The organism is Desulfopila inferna (genome assembly GCF_016919005.1).
In the GTDB taxonomy this organism is placed as follows: domain Bacteria; phylum Desulfobacterota; class Desulfobulbia; order Desulfobulbales; family Desulfocapsaceae; genus Desulfopila_A; species Desulfopila_A inferna.
Genome location: NZ_JAFFQE010000001.1, coordinates 90011 through 107311, shown reverse-complemented (window position 1 = coordinate 107311; position 17301 = coordinate 90011). Strand labels below are relative to the sequence as shown.

Annotated in this window: 11 protein-coding genes; all 11 read left to right on the top strand. The window is 39.4% G+C overall.

Going from position 1 to position 17301, the window contains the following annotated elements; genetic code table 11:
- Positions 1 to 6 precede the first annotated feature (6 nt).
- A complete protein-coding gene (locus JWG88_RS00425; protein WP_205231708.1) occupies positions 7 to 1335 on the top strand; it encodes a hypothetical protein in 1329 nt (442 codons plus the stop codon).
- A 40-nt stretch (positions 1336 to 1375) separates the two neighbouring features.
- Positions 1376 to 2572, top strand: a complete 1197-nt coding sequence (locus JWG88_RS00420) for an NAD-dependent epimerase/dehydratase family protein (RefSeq protein ID WP_205231707.1) — start codon at positions 1376 to 1378, stop codon at positions 2570 to 2572.
- The gene (locus JWG88_RS21800; RefSeq protein ID WP_205231706.1) at positions 2566 to 4377 is read left to right on the top strand and encodes a glycosyltransferase; all 1812 of its coding nucleotides are present in this window, start codon (positions 2566 to 2568) and stop codon (positions 4375 to 4377) included. The genes JWG88_RS00420 and JWG88_RS21800 overlap by 7 nt, the downstream gene beginning before the upstream one ends.
- A 30-nt stretch (positions 4378 to 4407) precedes the next feature.
- Positions 4408 to 5523, top strand: a complete 1116-nt coding sequence (locus tag JWG88_RS00410) for a glycosyltransferase family 4 protein (RefSeq protein ID WP_205231705.1) — start codon at positions 4408 to 4410, stop codon at positions 5521 to 5523.
- Complete coding sequence (locus tag JWG88_RS00405) at positions 5516 to 6739, top strand: glycosyltransferase (protein ID WP_205231704.1); 1224 nt, start codon at positions 5516 to 5518, stop codon at positions 6737 to 6739. The genes JWG88_RS00410 and JWG88_RS00405 overlap by 8 nt, the downstream gene beginning before the upstream one ends.
- Positions 6736 to 7728: an NAD-dependent epimerase/dehydratase family protein gene (locus tag JWG88_RS00400; protein ID WP_205231703.1), complete on the top strand. Its 993-nt coding sequence runs from the start codon at positions 6736 to 6738 to the stop codon at positions 7726 to 7728. Before JWG88_RS00405 ends, JWG88_RS00400 begins: the two co-directional genes overlap by 4 nt.
- Positions 7725 to 8978, top strand: coding sequence for a hypothetical protein (locus JWG88_RS00395; protein WP_205231702.1), 1254 nt, complete (start codon positions 7725 to 7727; stop codon positions 8976 to 8978). Before JWG88_RS00400 ends, JWG88_RS00395 begins: the two co-directional genes overlap by 4 nt.
- 348 nt (positions 8979 to 9326) lie before the next feature.
- Positions 9327 to 12002 (top strand): glycosyltransferase, encoded by a 2676-nt coding sequence (locus JWG88_RS00390; protein WP_205231701.1) that lies wholly within the window; start codon positions 9327 to 9329, stop codon positions 12000 to 12002.
- A gap of 34 nt (positions 12003 to 12036) precedes the next feature.
- Complete coding sequence (locus JWG88_RS00385; protein WP_205231700.1) at positions 12037 to 12822, top strand: ABC transporter permease; 786 nt, start codon at positions 12037 to 12039, stop codon at positions 12820 to 12822.
- An 83-nt stretch (positions 12823 to 12905) separates the two neighbouring features.
- The gene (locus tag JWG88_RS00380) at positions 12906 to 14837 is read left to right on the top strand and encodes an ABC transporter ATP-binding protein (RefSeq protein WP_205231699.1); all 1932 of its coding nucleotides are present in this window, start codon (positions 12906 to 12908) and stop codon (positions 14835 to 14837) included.
- 46 nt (positions 14838 to 14883) lie between these two features.
- Positions 14884 to 17277, top strand: a complete 2394-nt coding sequence (locus JWG88_RS00375; RefSeq protein WP_205231698.1) for a bifunctional glycosyltransferase/CDP-glycerol:glycerophosphate glycerophosphotransferase — start codon at positions 14884 to 14886, stop codon at positions 17275 to 17277.
- Positions 17278 to 17301: the final 24 nt, after the last annotated feature.

The following is a 17301-nucleotide window of genomic DNA, read 5'->3' as shown; positions in this document are numbered from 1 at the left end:
GTTTTCATGATGCTCCTCTCTTCCAAAAAATTTGCCATCTTCGCAGTTGCCGGACTTATAATTCCATTAGCGTCTATACTCGCTTACAATATTTATATAGATCCATTTCAAATAATTCATAAAGACCTTGAGCAACCTGCGATAATATTGGGCGGACGTGGAGCTGAACGATACCAGCACGCCGGAGTCATCAATCAATATGATATCGAATCTGTCATAATTGGGCATTCTCACGCCGCTAATTTTCTTCCCTCTAAATTAAGGAAAGAGCTGCACTGGGAAAAAGTTTATAGCCTCACCATGGATGGTTCCTCCCTCTATGAACAAGCTGTAGTGGCAAGATCTGTCTTATTAGAGCACGAGATAAAAAACGTGCTGTGGGGGCTATATATTTATAATTTTATCCGACCAGAGAAATTAAAAAACCTCAAAATACCTATTCAGGAATACCTCTTTGATGGTAATAGATTAAACGATCTTCGATTCTTTTTAACCCTCGACCTACAAAAATATTATAAGCAAAAACAGGAACAAAAAAATCAAATTTTGAAATCCGATGGATTTAGCCAGGAAAATCAACTTGACCGGGCAACATCCTGGTACGAGAAAAATATTTGCTCTTTTAACCGACCTGGTTTTGTTGCTGATCAAATATTACGCGGTGCCCCTCCATATCAGAATTTGGCAACTGGAAAAAAGCTGAATCATTTAAATCGTGAAGAATTAACAGAGCAGGTGCCACTGTCACGTAAGTGGTTTGTTCATTATAATGAAAACTTAGAAAACAACCTGCTGCCGATTTTCAAAGAGCATCCCGACACTATATTTAATATTGTAGTGACAGCTTATCCGACATTAAGAATGCAGAAGATGAAAATGAGCAACCCGAAAGGATATAAAATTTATCTGCAGATACTTAGGCAGTTCGTTCTCGATACGGAGGGTTTCACCAACGTACGGATACATGGCTTCGATAGAGAAAAGTTCACCAATGATTTACGTCTCTATAAGGACTCAGGGCACTACCATCTCGCTGTAAACAATTATATTATAGAGCAAATAGGCTCTGGTACAAATGTGCTTACTTCAGCCAATATTGATCAATATCTTGAGGATCTTGATGAGAAGGTAACAAGTTTCCGCCTGAATGACCTGCATAATCCATACATTGGGGAGAATACTTTTTCAACCTCCGGCTTCTTATCCATAGAAGCCGCTGAATTGCTCATACAAGGACGTCGCTCCTTTTCAGACAGAGAGATTACAGATTTGTCTTTAAAAAAAATACCTTTGCCAAAGTGTGCCGAAGATATTAAAAGGTTCAAAGAAACCTGAAGTAACTTCCCTTCCTATTCCTTCTATTTAAAACTGAATTATGAACACAGAACAACATATTCTCATTCTCGGCGCAGACGGTTATCTGGGTTGGCCTACGGCCATGTATTTCTCAAAGTTGGGGTATCAAGTCACTGCCGTGGACAATTATTTTCGCCGCAACGCCTGTACAGAGTTAGACGTAGGAATGCTCTATCCCATTCCTACTCTTATTGAAAGAGCCAAGATCTGGCATGAAAGAACAGGTAGAGAAATCAAAGTTGTCATAGGCGATCTCCAGGATCCGGAACTCATGCGTTCATTTTTCGACGGACGCGTTCAGTACCAGTGGGCAATCGATCAATCATTTACCGGAGTACCCGGGACTGTTGTTCATTATGCTGAGCAGCCATCGGCCCCCTATTCGCTTCTGGATTACAAACATGCCAACTTCACGCTGGCAAATAACCTGCTCATCACCAACAATTTGCTGTTCGCTATCCGGGATTTCAATCGTGCTACCCATATAGTACATGTTGGTACCATGGGAGAATACGGGACCCCTGATATAGATATAGAAGAAGGATGGCTGGAAATTGAACACAAGGGCAGAAAAGATACTTTTTTGTTTCCCAGGCAGGCTAGCTCCCTTTACCATACCACCAAAATTATGGACACTGATCTCATGTGGTTTGCAGTACGTACATGGGGGCTGAAAATTACCGATTTAATGCAGGGTCCTGTGTATGGTATTAAAACTGACGCATCTAATGTAGATGAGCGACTAAATACTATTTTCAACTATGATGAGATTTTTGGCACGGTAATAAACCGTTTTATAACCCAGGCCATTGTTGGCTACCCTTTGACAGTCTATGGTAAAGGTGGCCAGACCAGGGGGTATATCAATATCAATGATACATTGCAATGTATCCACAAGAGCACTATTAATCCACCTTCACCAGGTAAGCTTAGGATTTATAATCAAATAATGGAGACATTTTCCGTTAATGAACTTGCTGAAAAAATCCAGAAGGTTGGAAAAACATTAGGATATCCGGTAGAAATACAACGAGTTGACAACCCACGTAAGGAGGCGGAAGAACACTACTATAACCCCACCTACCAGGGATTGCTCGAACTCGGCGTAGAACCACATTATTTAACTGATAAATCGCTGGCCTCTATGTTCAAAGTCGTGGAAATGTACAAACAGAATATCCGCAAAGATGTAATATATAAAGGAATGCAGTGGTAGAAACATCTAACAAAATAGCCGAAAAATCAGCGCTGAACAAAAGATCATATTCTGACGAGCTTATCAACAGTATTCATTACTGGGTTCCCCCTGTTCCTGCCTTTAAGCCAAGAAAGCAGAAATTAAATTCTTCCTTGAGGATAGCTGCTATTGTCGATGAACGGCTCTACCGCGGATTACGGTATGAAGGTGAATTATACCTGCTTACTCCGGAAAACTGGGTAATGGTTCTTGACTTTGGAAATATTGATTTTTTAATAGTTGAATCTTCCTGGCAGACCGTAACCGGTCATTGGTACCTCGGGCAATATGTTCATTCTCAGCATAAGCAAGAATTACTTGAGATAATTGCATACGCTCAAAAGAAATCAATACCCGCCATTTACTGGAATACTCAAAGCCATCTTTATCACAGCCATTACAGTGCATTTGCAGAAAATTTCGACGTAGTCTTTTGCGCGGATGCCAAAGAAGCGGAATTGATGAATCAGGATGGACTCAAGACCGAAGTCCTTTTGCCTGCCGTCCAACCTGCTATTCATAATCGTTTTACAGAATTTCAGCCGGACCATCCGAAATTTTCAATCAATGTTCTCTATGATGGCTTTACAGATATTTATCGTTTGCACGATAAGTTGGAAATATTGCATGAGATCGTACCGTACGGATTAAAAATCATTGAATCACAAGCCGAGATCTTTAAGACTAAAATTAAGGACATTCCGCTCCTGGAAAAGCATTTTCTCGGGACAATACAATATAATGATCTAATAAATCTTTTGAAACATACAGAAACCGCAATAACAACAGAAACCACATTACGAACTGAGACATTACAGCAATGGCAAACGCTGGAAACCGCTGCCTGTCGGGTACCGGTTCTTCATAGGGGCATTCTTGATGAACAGGATATTCGTCATGGTTTGATTTCTCATTTTGAGCATGATGACGATTTGCTTCTTATGCTTGAATCCTTTCATCAAGATGATCTCTATCGCCAGAGAATCGGCCATCTCCAATGGAGATGTATCTATCAGCAGCATACCTTTTCTCATCGTGTAGCAAAAATATGTAGTTTACTTAACATCACCCACAATTATGACGAGTATCCTGCAATATCAATAGTAACCCCTACCAGCCGTGAAGACAAAATTTCAAGTTCTGTAGAAACATTTACGAAGCAGAAATATCCGAATAAAGAATTGATACTTGTTGTTAACAACAACAATCCAGATATGTTATCTATTTCCCAATCCATCAATAGTAACAATATCCGTATCCTTCCAGTTCCGGAGGAGAAATTCGCCGGTGCAGCCTTAAACATAGGCAATACAGTTGCGAAGGGAGCCTACTATTTCCGGATGGACGAGGATGCCTACTATGGTGAGCACTATATAGCCGATGCATTATTGCACCTGAAATCAGTCGATGCGAAGTTGTTCAGAGCTCTTTTTAATTGTGTCTATTTAGAGGAGAAAGATCAGATAGTTAAATGGAATAAACATTGCCCCTCACTTGTGTTTGCAAGTTCTGAATTTTATGAAGAAAATTTTTCTAATGCAGACAATACGTTTACCTGCCATGCTGTTTTTTCAGATGAAGGGTATCAAGATAACAATTCAGGATCGACAAACTCATCCTTGTACAGGAATATTCAAGATAAAATGGATTACTATATTATATTGGGCAACTTCAATATGGTATCAAAAAATGTCTCGGGGCCTACATGGCATCTGCCGAACTTGGCTGTCATGGACATGTTAAGCCCGTCCAACGGTGTAAATCTACGCGATCTGTTTGTCTAATATTTATATAAATTATTGAAGGTTAGTAGATTGTCAAACAACAAACTAAAGATACTATTTTTTATTCCTACATGCTTTGGAGTAAGAGGAACGATAGGAACCTATCGTTTAATCGAAGTGTTATCCTCTGAACATGATATTCTTGTCATAGCTCCGGACAGGCCTAATGAAGAAAAATATGTAGTTCATCGTAATAATGACTTAATGGTAATCAAGATTAAAGATCGTAGCAAATCGGATTCTCTGAATAAAATTCATCAGATTTTACGCTCATTCGTTCCAGATATTATCTACTTATTCAATTCACCATCTTCTCCAGCCTACCTTTTCTCGCTTCATCATTTATTTCCCGGCATTAAATGGATTGCTGATTTCCGTACACCTTTACTACAACAGGGGAGCAGAAGAAGAAGAATCCGAAACGGGCATTTCTTATTACAATTTTATGTTGATGGAATTATTACTTTAAGCAGACACAGTGTGAAGACATGGATTCCGCTTCTATTAAAAAAAACCACGCCAATTCCCATAGGAATTGATACGTCAAAATTTACTCCCAAAATTTACCAGAGTAAATGTCTGTATTGTACTAGGTTTGTATTTATTGGTTCTTTTCACAATCTCAGAAAATTAGATTTTTTGATCTCTTACTTTTCTCATGCCGTGCAAAAGAATAAAGAGAGATTTCTGACACTTGACTTATATGGAGCAGGCCCTGCTGAGAATAAACTTAGACAGCTTATTTCAAAATTACACATGGAAAAAAATATCTTCTTTAAAGGCTTGTTAAATCAGGAAGATCTTTTCCAGAAGTTAGGAGATTATGATGCTGGAATCGCATATGTCCCATATGAAAAGTATGACAGATCTCCTTCTCTCAAATCAATTGAATATGCAGCCGCTGGACTTCATGTTCTTGCTTCGGATACATCAGCCCATATTCAGCAGATGAAAGATCATGGTTTGCATTTTCAACTCTTTTCAAACGAATTGAATTCTTTTGTTGATAATGTGACAGAATGTGCCATAAATGGTGTTTCTACTGAGGTCTCTACTTCCAATATAAAAAGTGTTCATAATTGTGACTATCAATCGATTGTAAAGAATCACATTTCACCATTGCTCATGGAGATAGTTAATGGGTGATAAATTGAAACTGTTTCTCTTCTGCGAATCTCTTTCTCACGGGAGAGGAGGAGCGGAAAGAATTGTGACCAATCTTGCATTCGAAATGATCAAGCGAGGACACCTGGTGTGTCTCGGCTTTGATGGTTCAGGAGCACCTGCATATCAACAGCATGAAGATGCGTTATTCGCTCCCTGGAACAAGTCGATTCCTCCTTATGAATACAAGAACAACTTAATCGAGCAGGGTTATGATGTTTTTTTTGTTTTTTACTTTGCCAGACATATCATGAACTTTTTTCGTTTAAATGCAGAAAGCAAAATTCCATTCGGTATGCAGGAATGCTCCAACCCGAAACGTATCTGTTTACAGACATGGAGGAATACAACAGGCAGAATAGCACATTCTAGTTGGGAAAGAGAGTTGATTGCTTCAGCAGCGACTAGAATCAGAATGGTAATGCCTGGATATGAAAAATCTTTTCCCCAATATATCCGGCAGAATACACGAGCGTTCCCAAACTCAGTACCTGATGTGTCAAATAGAGCCACTCCTGCCGGCAACGGTCTGGCACCCAATAAAATTATTATCATTGGGGGACATAAAAAGAACAAAAATTTTCTTCTCTTATTAGAGGCTTTTATAAAAATAGAAAAGGAATTTCCCGATTGGGAGATACACAATTTTGGATCTCCATTAAAAATGGACAATGCCTATCATACCGTTATTATGAATAAAGTTGCATCATCTCAACTAAAAAACAGGGTTTTCTTCCATCCCGCCACTAAGGATATTTTCGCTGAGTATGCTGCAGCACACATTCATGCTATTCCATCATTAAACGAAGGCTGCCCAACTTGTGTTCTGGAAGCAATGGCGCATGGCCTGCCAAGCGTGGGATTAGCAAGTTGCCCCGGAACGAATGAATTGATTAAAAATGGTAAGAATGGACTTTTGGTAAAAGACGACATAACAGGTGGAGAGATGGCACAAGCACTAACAGAACTCATGAACTCCCCCCATCTGCGTGAAAGTCTCGGGAATCAAGCTCTTTATGATGCAAAGAAATACCAGGCAAAAGATACTTATGATCAATGGGAAAAAATGTTTTATGAAATGGCTGCATACAAAAACGATCCGGAGAGATTGTTGCGTGAACAAATCGCAGTGGATAAAGAGCGAGCCTTACATATGGCCAGATGCCGACAAAAAATATTTCAACAGGATTACAAATGAATAAGAGCAGAACGATATTGATTACGGGCGGATGCGGTTTTATTGGAACTTCCCTGATTGCCGAATTACTTGCCAAGAAGCAATTTAATAATATCCGCATACTCGACAACTTTCAGGAAGGTACACCCGCGGACCTAGAAGAAATTACCCAGTATGAGATTTCTACTGCTGAGAATTGCCATATGCATGCAGGCATAGTTTTAGTGGAAGGAGACATTAGGGATTCTGAAACCACAAGATTATGTTGCAGAGACGTTGATTGTATTGTTCATTTAGCTGCCAATACAGGTGTACCACCTTCTGTAAAAAACCCTCGTATGGATATGGAAAGCAATGTTATCGGTACCTTTAACATGCTCGAAGCTGCCCGGCACAATAACGTCAGTAAATTTGTTTTTGCCTCATCCGGAGCTCCTGCAGGTACAGTAGAGCCACCTATTCATGAAGAACTGCCGCCCCATCCTGTCTCTCCCTATGGAGCGAGCAAGTTGGCTGGTGAAGGATATTGCTCAGCATACTATCAAACCTTTGGTGTAAGCACGGTCTGTCTACGGTTTGGAAATGTTTATGGTCCGCGATCAAAAAAGAAGTCCAGTGTCGTTGCAAAATTCATCCGTCAGGCATTAGCAGGTGAAGCCTGTTATATCTATGGAGACGGAAGCCAAACCAGAGATTTTATTTACATTGATGATCTTATCAAGGCTATTGAGCTGGCTATCACCAAAGATATCGGCGGAGAAACTTTTCAGATAGCTTCAGGACGCGAGAGAACAGTTGATGAGGTTGCTGATGTTATCAGAGGAATTATCAAATCACACGGTAAAGAGATAATCATCAAATATGATCAACCTCGATTAGGTGATGTAAAGCGAAACTTTTCTGATACTAGCAAAGCAAAGCAGATCCTGGGCTGGAAGACTTCCATGGATCTTGAAAGAGGTATCGCTCTTACTGTCGATTATTTTTTAGGAGAAGATCGCTCAAGATGAACACTCAATCAAGCACAGAAAATAGAATTATTGTCGTTCTAGGTGCTGGGAGAACAGGAACATCCCTTTTAACCAGAATTTTAAACATTTTGGGAATGAGCCTTTCTGAGAAGGAGGTCCCCTTATCTGAACAAAACCCTGCAGGTTTTTTTGAAGATGCAGAAATTGTGGAAATTCAAAAAAATTTTCTTTCTAAATTAAGTTGTCATCCTTATCTCCCTTTTCCTGTAGATTTTTTAAAAAATCAAAACATCAGCTCTTTTCATAATGACGTACACAGTATAGTTTTCAAAAACATTAACAAGACTTCAACGATCTGGGGGTTTAAAGATCCCAGAACACCAAATCTTCTTCCAATATGGACGCGAGTCTTTAATAAATACAAAATAGTCCCAAAGTATGTTTTGACAGTGCGTAATCCCCAAAGCACTGTGGTCTCTTTGCATAAGCAATACGGTGATTCTCCACAGATAGCGGAACTGACATGGCTTCACCGTAATTGTGAAGCACTTTATCATACCGGAGGCAATTGTTTCATTGTTCATTATGAAGACTGGTTTTCAGAAAAGGCAGCAATGATAGGCAGTCAACTTTTGCAGTATACCGGGTTGGCTGAGTATTGGGGCAATGAAAGAAGTGTTTCAGATGCTATGAACGATTGCGTCAAACCCCAGCTCAATCGGGCAGTATATAATGATTATGAAATAAAAAACCGCTATGTAATAAAGCTTTATTCTGTATTGCAGAATTGCCATGGGGATTCTTTTGACCGACGGAAACTCATGGATGTTGTTGTGGAGTGCCGAAAAGCCATGGCGGAATTTTCTGGATGGCCAATGATGGCCCAACAATTCTACCGACAACAAAATAGGTCTGTTAACCAGAAAACAAAGAAGAAGTTAGAAGCAGTAGAGCCAAAATTACAGAAGTCTTATGAAGAGAAAGTACAATATGTTGGGGACATTCAAAAATACATAATAGAGTGCAAAGATCTTTCCGATCAAAATGAACATTTACGAATAAGGCTATCTGTAAAGGCCAAAGAACTACAGGATACACAGAGGAAGTTAGAAGCAATAGAGCCTGAACTTGATCGAAATAGAAAGGAACTTTTTACTCTGAAAACTTCTACTTCTTTTAAAGTCGGGCTTATACTTGTCAAAGCTGTAGTTAAGCCAGGTAAAAATACCCTCCTTTTTCCTCTTTATCTTTTACGTGTCCTTCTCGCCTCTCGCGCTGTAAAAAACTAAAATGCTGAAGTTTATTAATATCTTTTACGCGCCGCTATAATGAAAAAATCTTCCATAACCAAGACAAATTACTCTAATACATTTAATGAACATATCCATTATTGGGTTCCACCTTTTCCCGTATTGAATCGTTCACAGAGGCTCGCAAAAACCTCTTTGCGCATTGGTGTAATCGTCGAGGAGCGGTTGTTTCAGGGACTACGGTTCGAGGGACATCTATTTCCCTTAACCCCTCATAACTATTCACTTATAATTGAGAATGGAGCGTTAGACTTCATACTTGTCGAATCCTGTCAAAGAAGTTTCACAGGCCACTGGCAGCAGGCCCAGACAACAGAAAACAAGCAAATGGAAGAGCTGCAGAATGTATTACTGCTCGCTCAAAAAAACGATATTCCATGTGTTTATTGGTTCACTGAAGATCATGTTTATCATGATAGTTACAAAAATATTTTGCCTTCCTTTGCATACATTTTTTGTGCTGATCCCCTGGAAACTCAATTACTGTTAAATGAAGGGAGGTCATCAGAGACGCTCCCTCCTGCGATTCAACCCATATGGCATAACCCCATCCGGGACTATGATCATTCTCTATTAGAGATTGATGTGATTTTTGACGGTTGGGCGGATCTGCTTCATTATGGTCAACATCTTCCTTTTCAAAATCTCGATGACTTCAATATCAAAATCATAGATTCCCTTAATTTGATCTTTGAGGAAAAATTATCTGATCTACCTGGATCGAGAGACCAGATACTTGGATGTGTCGGTGGATTTGACAGAATTAACATATTAAAATTCTGCAAGAGCCAAATATCCTTTGAAATGTCATTGGCAACTCCGACAACACAAAGCTGGATGGCCATTGAAGCATTAGGATGTCGAGTTCCGGTAGTGCACTTTGGCGAGTTTGAAGAACATGACATTAGAAAGGGAATGGTACTGGAAGCAGGCAACGAAACTGCTTTTCGGACAAATTTGTCCCGTCTGCTCGAAGAAACACATTATCGGGAAGAGGTGGCGCAACAGGTTTGGAGGGATACCCATCAAAATCATACATTTGCGCAACGCTTAAAGCAAATCCTCGATACAATCCGCATAAGTCCCGTTCATGCTGATTTGCCGCAGGTAACAGTTATCACTCCCACGAGAAGACCGGAGAATATTCAACATGTCCTTGATACATTTTTGAAACAGTCATATCCGGCTAAAGATTTGGTCATCGTATATAACGGCATCAATGATAAGTTCCAGCTTGTTGACGAAGCTGTGGAAAGGACATCAAATTCCAACATTCAACTGCTGACGCAGCCAATGGAAAACTATGCAGGTGCCTGCCTCAACAGTGGCGCTCATGCCGCCAATGGTTCCTATTGTTTCCGCATGGATGACGACGACTACTATTCGGAAAACTATCTTGCTGATATGATGCTTCATCTCAATTCAGTTGATGCTGATATTTTTGGCAAGCCTCCAGTGCATCTTTATTTTGAACAAGACAAAGAAGTATATTTTCGCCAAACTTCCACGCCACAACTATCTAAATTGCCAAATGAAGCCCTTCATACCGGCAAGCTATGGCTTGGAGGGAATACTATAGCAGGTAAAACAGATGTGCTTCGTCGCCAGGGCTATCTCAATAATGTTTTTGGATCGGCTGACTCAGCTTTTCTTATTCAGGCTTCGCGACACGATCTGGCCTTTTATTCTTTTGATCAGAATAATGTAATCGCCTCCCGGCGAGAGGATGACAGTCATACCTGGAAAAAAAATAATGCCATCCTGAAAAAAGCTTCTATTCTTATTCCAGGTGCAGGTATTTCAAATTTCGATATAAATTTGGTGGGATTTCAAGAATGTGCTAAACCAGTCACAAAACTGCGTTCCACAAAACCAGTGATTCTCTATATAGGCCCAGGATGGTTTCGTGAAGGGGTCTGGCAAAATCGTGTAAAGTATATTTTTCCGGATCTTTTCGAGCCTTTGTTGGATCATTTTTCCATCCATATGCTCACCAGTCCTGTTCCTGAATTTGCACGCCCAGGCATCAAGACATTACAAGATGATTATAATGTAGTATTTCATGAGCTCCCCCCCAGAGATGGCGTTGATCCATATAGCTACTGGATCCAAGGAGGTAAAAATTGCGCCAACAACATTGCCGCAGATATTTTAACAAATGTTTTTGGCGGTGTAGTTTTTGGCTATAGCCTCACATATATTGCAAAATTGCTAAATATTCATTCTGTAATCAGAGTAGCCGGAGATGAAATAGCCAGCAGGATTGCTTTGGGAAAGTATCTCGGTAAAAATTACCATAAGAATTGTGCGCAGTTCCGGGAAGACAGAAGAAAAGAGATGCTAGGCTTTAGCAGGGCTGATCGGATTATAGCCATGTCACCATGGGAACGCGAAAGAATAATAGGACAATGCGCAAACAAAGATATAGTGCGTATTGCCTTAAGAGGTATAGACTTAAAAGTATTCAACCCCTCACTGTCAAAATTGAAAAAACCGGTTCAATCTTTTCTCTTTGTCGGCAGAAATTCTAAAGAAAAAGGATATGATATCATTGAAAATGCAGCAAAGATAATTGAGAAGACGCACCCCAAATTACAATTCCTTTTTGCCGGTAATTTTACAGTAAAAAAAGAAGGAAACAGGAATTATTTAGGTTTTATAGAGACTGCAAAACTTCCTGAGCTTTATGAAAGTGCTGATGCTGTTATTTTGAGTTCCAGGACTGAAGGTATGCCTCAGGTTGTTTTGGAAGCTATGGCTATGGGGAAACCCTGCATCTTATCAAAACATATTTTTAAAAATACGTTCACTGATGGAGTCGAAGCACTGCTGACAGAACTTGACGCCGTACATCTTGCCAAACAGATTATATTCTTGCATGATGACATTTCCTTAGCTAATACACTTGCTGAAAACGCAAGGAGTTATGCTGAGAATCATTTCGACAAAAATAAATTACAATCGCAGTATAGAGATATTTTTTTAGAGCTTCTTGAAGCTTAAGCAAGAGAAATATGAAAAGAAAAGCAGTTAATCCATGATAGAGCTTGCCCGTAAACTTACACATCACTTCCAGGCATTTAAAGTTTTAGTAGGGGTGAATATTCGCACCACTGTTCTTACCACAAAATTAGGCTGGCTCTGGTGGATCCTGGATCCCATTATTATGATGAGTATCTACTATTTTCTTATAAAAGGAGTTTTCGGCAGAGGAGGAGAAAATTATCATTTGTTCGTCTTAAGTGGGATTGTCTGCTGGCAGTTTTTTACAAGAGCTCTCAGCGGAACTATCAATGTTATTCCAAGTAATAAACGAATCATTCGGCAAATAGCTTTCCCTTTACCAATTCTTGTAGCTATTCCCATTTTTACGCATTTTTTCTTTGCAATGATAGGCATGGTTATAATTATTTCCTTCAATTTTTCCGTGACAAACGTTGCCACTCTGGCAATCCTTCCGCTCCTCTGTGTGATTGGATTGCTCAGCTATGGTCTCGGATTATTTGTCTCTGTTATTAATGTTTTTTTTGCAGATACAGGAAAATTTATATCTTATATTTTAAGAGCGGGCTTCTTCCTTAGCCCTATTCTTTATCCTGCTTCAAGATTACTGGAATCTCAATCTATCCCGGATTATATAAAAATAATACTGCAACTCAATCCGATGGTTTGGATACTTCCTGCAGCGCGTGAGGTTTTGTTGTTTGGTCAGATGTATGATTGGCGTGGCTTTTTAATTCTCGTTGTATTTGTATTGTTTGTTGTACAATTCGGATTGATTTGGTTGCGTCTCAATTCTTCAAAAATTATAAAGATGCTATAAAAATAGCTATATTCCATGACCACCACTAAACAAGATTTTCCTCATAATATGCCCGAAACGTCAATTTTTATTTTGCTAATCTCATGACAGTATTCCTGGCAACACTACACTCTCCCTTAAGCGACATGGGTGGGCTTGCTCTTGTAGATTCAATTTCAGGTCTCATTTATCTTCAGGTGGATAATTTTTCCGAATTGACTAATCCACGTCACCTGCGCGGAATATCCCTTTTGGATGACAAAATTTATATCACGACTCCAACCTCTATTCGCATCTATACCGTTCAATTTAAAAAGGATTCACCTCTTTTCAATTTGAGCAAAGAAATTTTGCTTAAAGAGTGGCTTTTAGGTGGTAATTTGTTAGGAATCCTTGCCTCTTCCACTAGAAATAGAATTTTTGCTGCAAATAATTTGTTTAATTCCATTGATGAGCTTTCTCTGCATGGAGATTTTATAAAACGTCATTTTCTTCATGACTTAGCTCCTGCGCTATTTCCTTTGCCCAAAAAGGCCGATAAGAAATTCAGGTATGGGCATATTCGTCATCTCACAGAAGATGGTAATGGAAAGATCTTTATTACAGTATCATCTTTGAACAACTCTACTAAAGGCGCCGTGATTAATTTCGACACCGGCAGGTCTTTGTTAACTGATATTCGCGCTCCTCATAGCTGCGGTTTTGCTGATGGAAATTTAATTATTCAAGATTGCAATGATAACACGATCACATCGTATACGGTCAATAGTTCCGGAGTATTCTCTGAAAATTGCATATGGAAATCTTTTCTTGAACATTATGAAACAGGCCCTTCCCAGGAAAAGCAGTTTGTCAGAGGATTAACAGTCATTGATAATACTGTTTTCTCAGGCGTATGGAACAAAGACGCTGAGCATTTTCCTTCACATATTATCTCTCTTGACTCTAAAACCGGCAAACAGAACAATGAGAAAATTTTCTTTCCTAACCTGGAACAATTCCAACAGCCCAGAGTTTTCTTTCTATCTCCACTTCCGCAGAAGCTTAAAGAATATCAGTCAGATGAGTTACTCTTCTTTTTAAACGGCAAGCGAGTCGAATTTGATCCTTATATACCAGTTACCAAGGCAAACAAGACGACATCAGTAACAGATCAATCAAAAACGAATACATGCGAAAACATTGTCTCAGATATTGTAACTCCGCTCGCTGATAAATCTCCACCTATTCAAGATGATGAATCTACTTCAGATAATCAGAAGAACATCGCCGAAGCTGCTCCAAGTCCGCCATCTATTGTTTTAAGAAAAGTCAGCCTTTCTTACCGAAGGAGCAATATCCCTTTTTTTTCTTTTAAAAAAAATGTCCCGACAGAGTTTAAAGCTCTTCATGATATTTCTTTTACAGTTAATGAAGGAGAAACCATCGGGATTATTGGTCGTAATGGTTCCGGAAAGAGTACCATTTCAATGGTGATTTCGGGAGCCCTCTCACCTGATAATGGCACAGTGACGACTTACGGACGGATTCAACTCCTGTCGATAGGTCTGGGATTCCAGAATGAACTTACAGGCCGTGATAATGTATTTATCAATGGTGCGTTGCTTGGCTTATCTAAAAAGGAAATTCTACATAATTTGCCGGATATTGAATCTTTCGCAGAGTTGGAAGACTTCATGGACCAGCCGGTCCGAACCTATTCTGCCGGAATGCGGAGTCGTTTGGGGTTTGCTGTAGCCACGGCTGTAAGTCCCGACATCCTGATTCTTGATGAAGTAATGTCCACAGGTGATGCCGCTTTCAAGGAGAAAGCCAATGAACGAATGAAAGTCATGCGGGAGAGGACCAAAACGATAATTCTTATCTCCCATAGCCCAGAGCAGATAAAAAAGATGTGTTCAAGGGTAATTTGGCTCCACAAGGGACAAGTTCTTCAAGATGGACAAACGGAAGCGGTATTATCCTCTTACGCTGATTTTTGTAGAAATCCTAAAGCGTGGCTGGCAACAAATAAAATTGAATATCAGCAATCCTGAAACCTGAGTTTAATCAAATATCACTAGAATCAATGTTTATGCAAAGATGCTGATATCGAAACCACCTAAATTAAGCGTTATCATACCTGTCTATAACACAAGAGAATATTTACCCGAATGTTTGAATTCGGTTCTCAGACAATCCCTGGATGGTATTGAAATTTTAGTCGTAGACGACGGCTCCACCGACGGGAGTTGGGAAATTCTCCTGTCTTTCCGGGATCAACATGCAAATATTTCGATATTCAGGCAGAATAGGAAAAGACAGGGTGCAGCCAGGAATCTTGCACTATTACAATCTTCAGGAGAATACATTACTTTTTTGGATTCTGATGATACAGTCCCTTCCGATGCGTATCGGAAGATGTATGAGATAGCCCAAAAACACTCTTCGGAGATGGTTATCGGTATTCAACAATCATTTAGCAAAGTGAGGAAGTGGATTGGAGTTCCGGTTCACCAAAATCAATTTAACAAACTCATTACAGATACCGATATCAGCGAATTTCCCGCGCTTCTCTCCGATATAAGCGTCTGCAACAAACTCTTTAAGAAGACCAGCATTTTAAGAAACGAGCTGATCTTTCCTGAACAAACTGCTGGTGAGGATCTTGATTTCTGTGCAAGAGCTTTTTTAAAATTTGAAAATATATCTATACTGCCTGAGGTGGTTTACAATTATAGAGCCAGAGAAAATGCCAGCACGGGACGTATCAAAGCGAGTTTTTTTAAAGATAGAGTCAGGACAACACTTTCATTAGCAGAACTCTATTCTCTTGCAGGGAAGGAGAATATCTATCAGCACCTATTGAGAAGCGAACTGAGGAAATTAGTCGGTAACAGGCTGAAGAAGGTGATAATCGGTGCCGATATTAACGAAAGAAAAGAAATAATCGAGTGCATTCGTTTACTTGCTGCGAATGTCGATTATGACAGTCTCTTAAGAGGTACGGACCTGAAAGACATCGATAAATTGAAGATTATTCTTCTAATGGAAAATGAATTACAGGCCTTGTCTTCATTGGTCAAAAACAACAACACCACGTTTCTTGATCTTTTGACAAAAAAGACAACCATTGAAAAAATAGCAGATCCGCTACAGTCCTTCAAAAAAGAACCATCCCAACATGCTCTTTTGCGAATTGATAGAAGGTTAAGGGACAACTTTGCATATTATGAAGACCTGACGGTACCACTTCGAGAACTTTATCATAAATTAAAACGGTGGAAGGTCAGAGGGAAAATTACTGTACGGAATCTGATTGACCAAGGCTATCCAGGAGTACTCTGCCTTAGTAAGTATCTAATCCTCTTCCTCGATGTAACCAGATTTTTTAAAGCAAAAGACAATCACGATGTATGGCTAATCGATGAAAGGTGGGCTCAAAGCGCAGAGGATAATAGTCTTCACTTTTTTATTTATCTGCGAAAGCAATACCCGGACCTGCCTATCTACTACATTATTAGAAGAGATTCTCTGCAAGTAGAAAATGTTATCACTTATGGTAACGTTGTTTACCTTTTCTCATGGAAACACATGAGGCTACTTCATAAGGCTAAGGTAATTTTATCTACCGACTGCTTTAAGGTATTGGCCTACCCTTATATCATTTTTCCATTTTTATGGAGAAAAACGTGTAATGTTTTTCTTCAACATGGTGTTTCGGGTAATAAGACTATGACTTATTATAAGAAGCGCCATCCCTATTTCAATATGGTTGTGACAAGCAATGAAATGGAAAAAAACTCCTTTGCACGAATCTATGGTTTTGAAGAAAAAAATATAGCTGTTACCGGACTGGCACGCTTTGACAAACTTCCTTTAAAGCCTGCCGGAAAATTGATTAGAAAGATATTGGTAGCTCCTACCTGGCGGAAGTGGTTGGCAAAAAAAGAAAATATCCGGGATAGTCTGTATTATAAGGTATGGCACGGCCTTCTCCAATCATCCCTGCTGATAAACATATTGGAAGAAAAAAATATTAAACTCATTTTCCAACCGCATTTCAATATGATGAATTATATTTCTGATTTTGGAAATGGCTCACGGAAAATTGAATTAATCTCCCCGACAAGTGAACTGCTGCAACAGCATATTATTGATTGTGATGCGCTTATTACTGATTATTCAAGTGTCATGTATGATTTTTTTTATCAGCTAAAGCCGGTATATTCCATCATGTTTGACCTTAATGAGTGGAACACTCCTCCCAATGGTCCGGCACTGATTGATTTTGAAAAAGATTTACCCATAAAAATCTTCGAAGATGAGGTGCAATTGGTAGAACACCTGGTAAAAACTCTAGATACTACTTCAGAATACACCAGAGAGGATTTTCAAAAGATCGACAAACTTTTCCAGAACAGAGATCACAATAATTGCCGGCGAACCTTTGAACACATCCAGACGAGGCTGTTGCGCCATCAAATGATGAACTAATACCGTTGGCCAACTTGAAAAGAT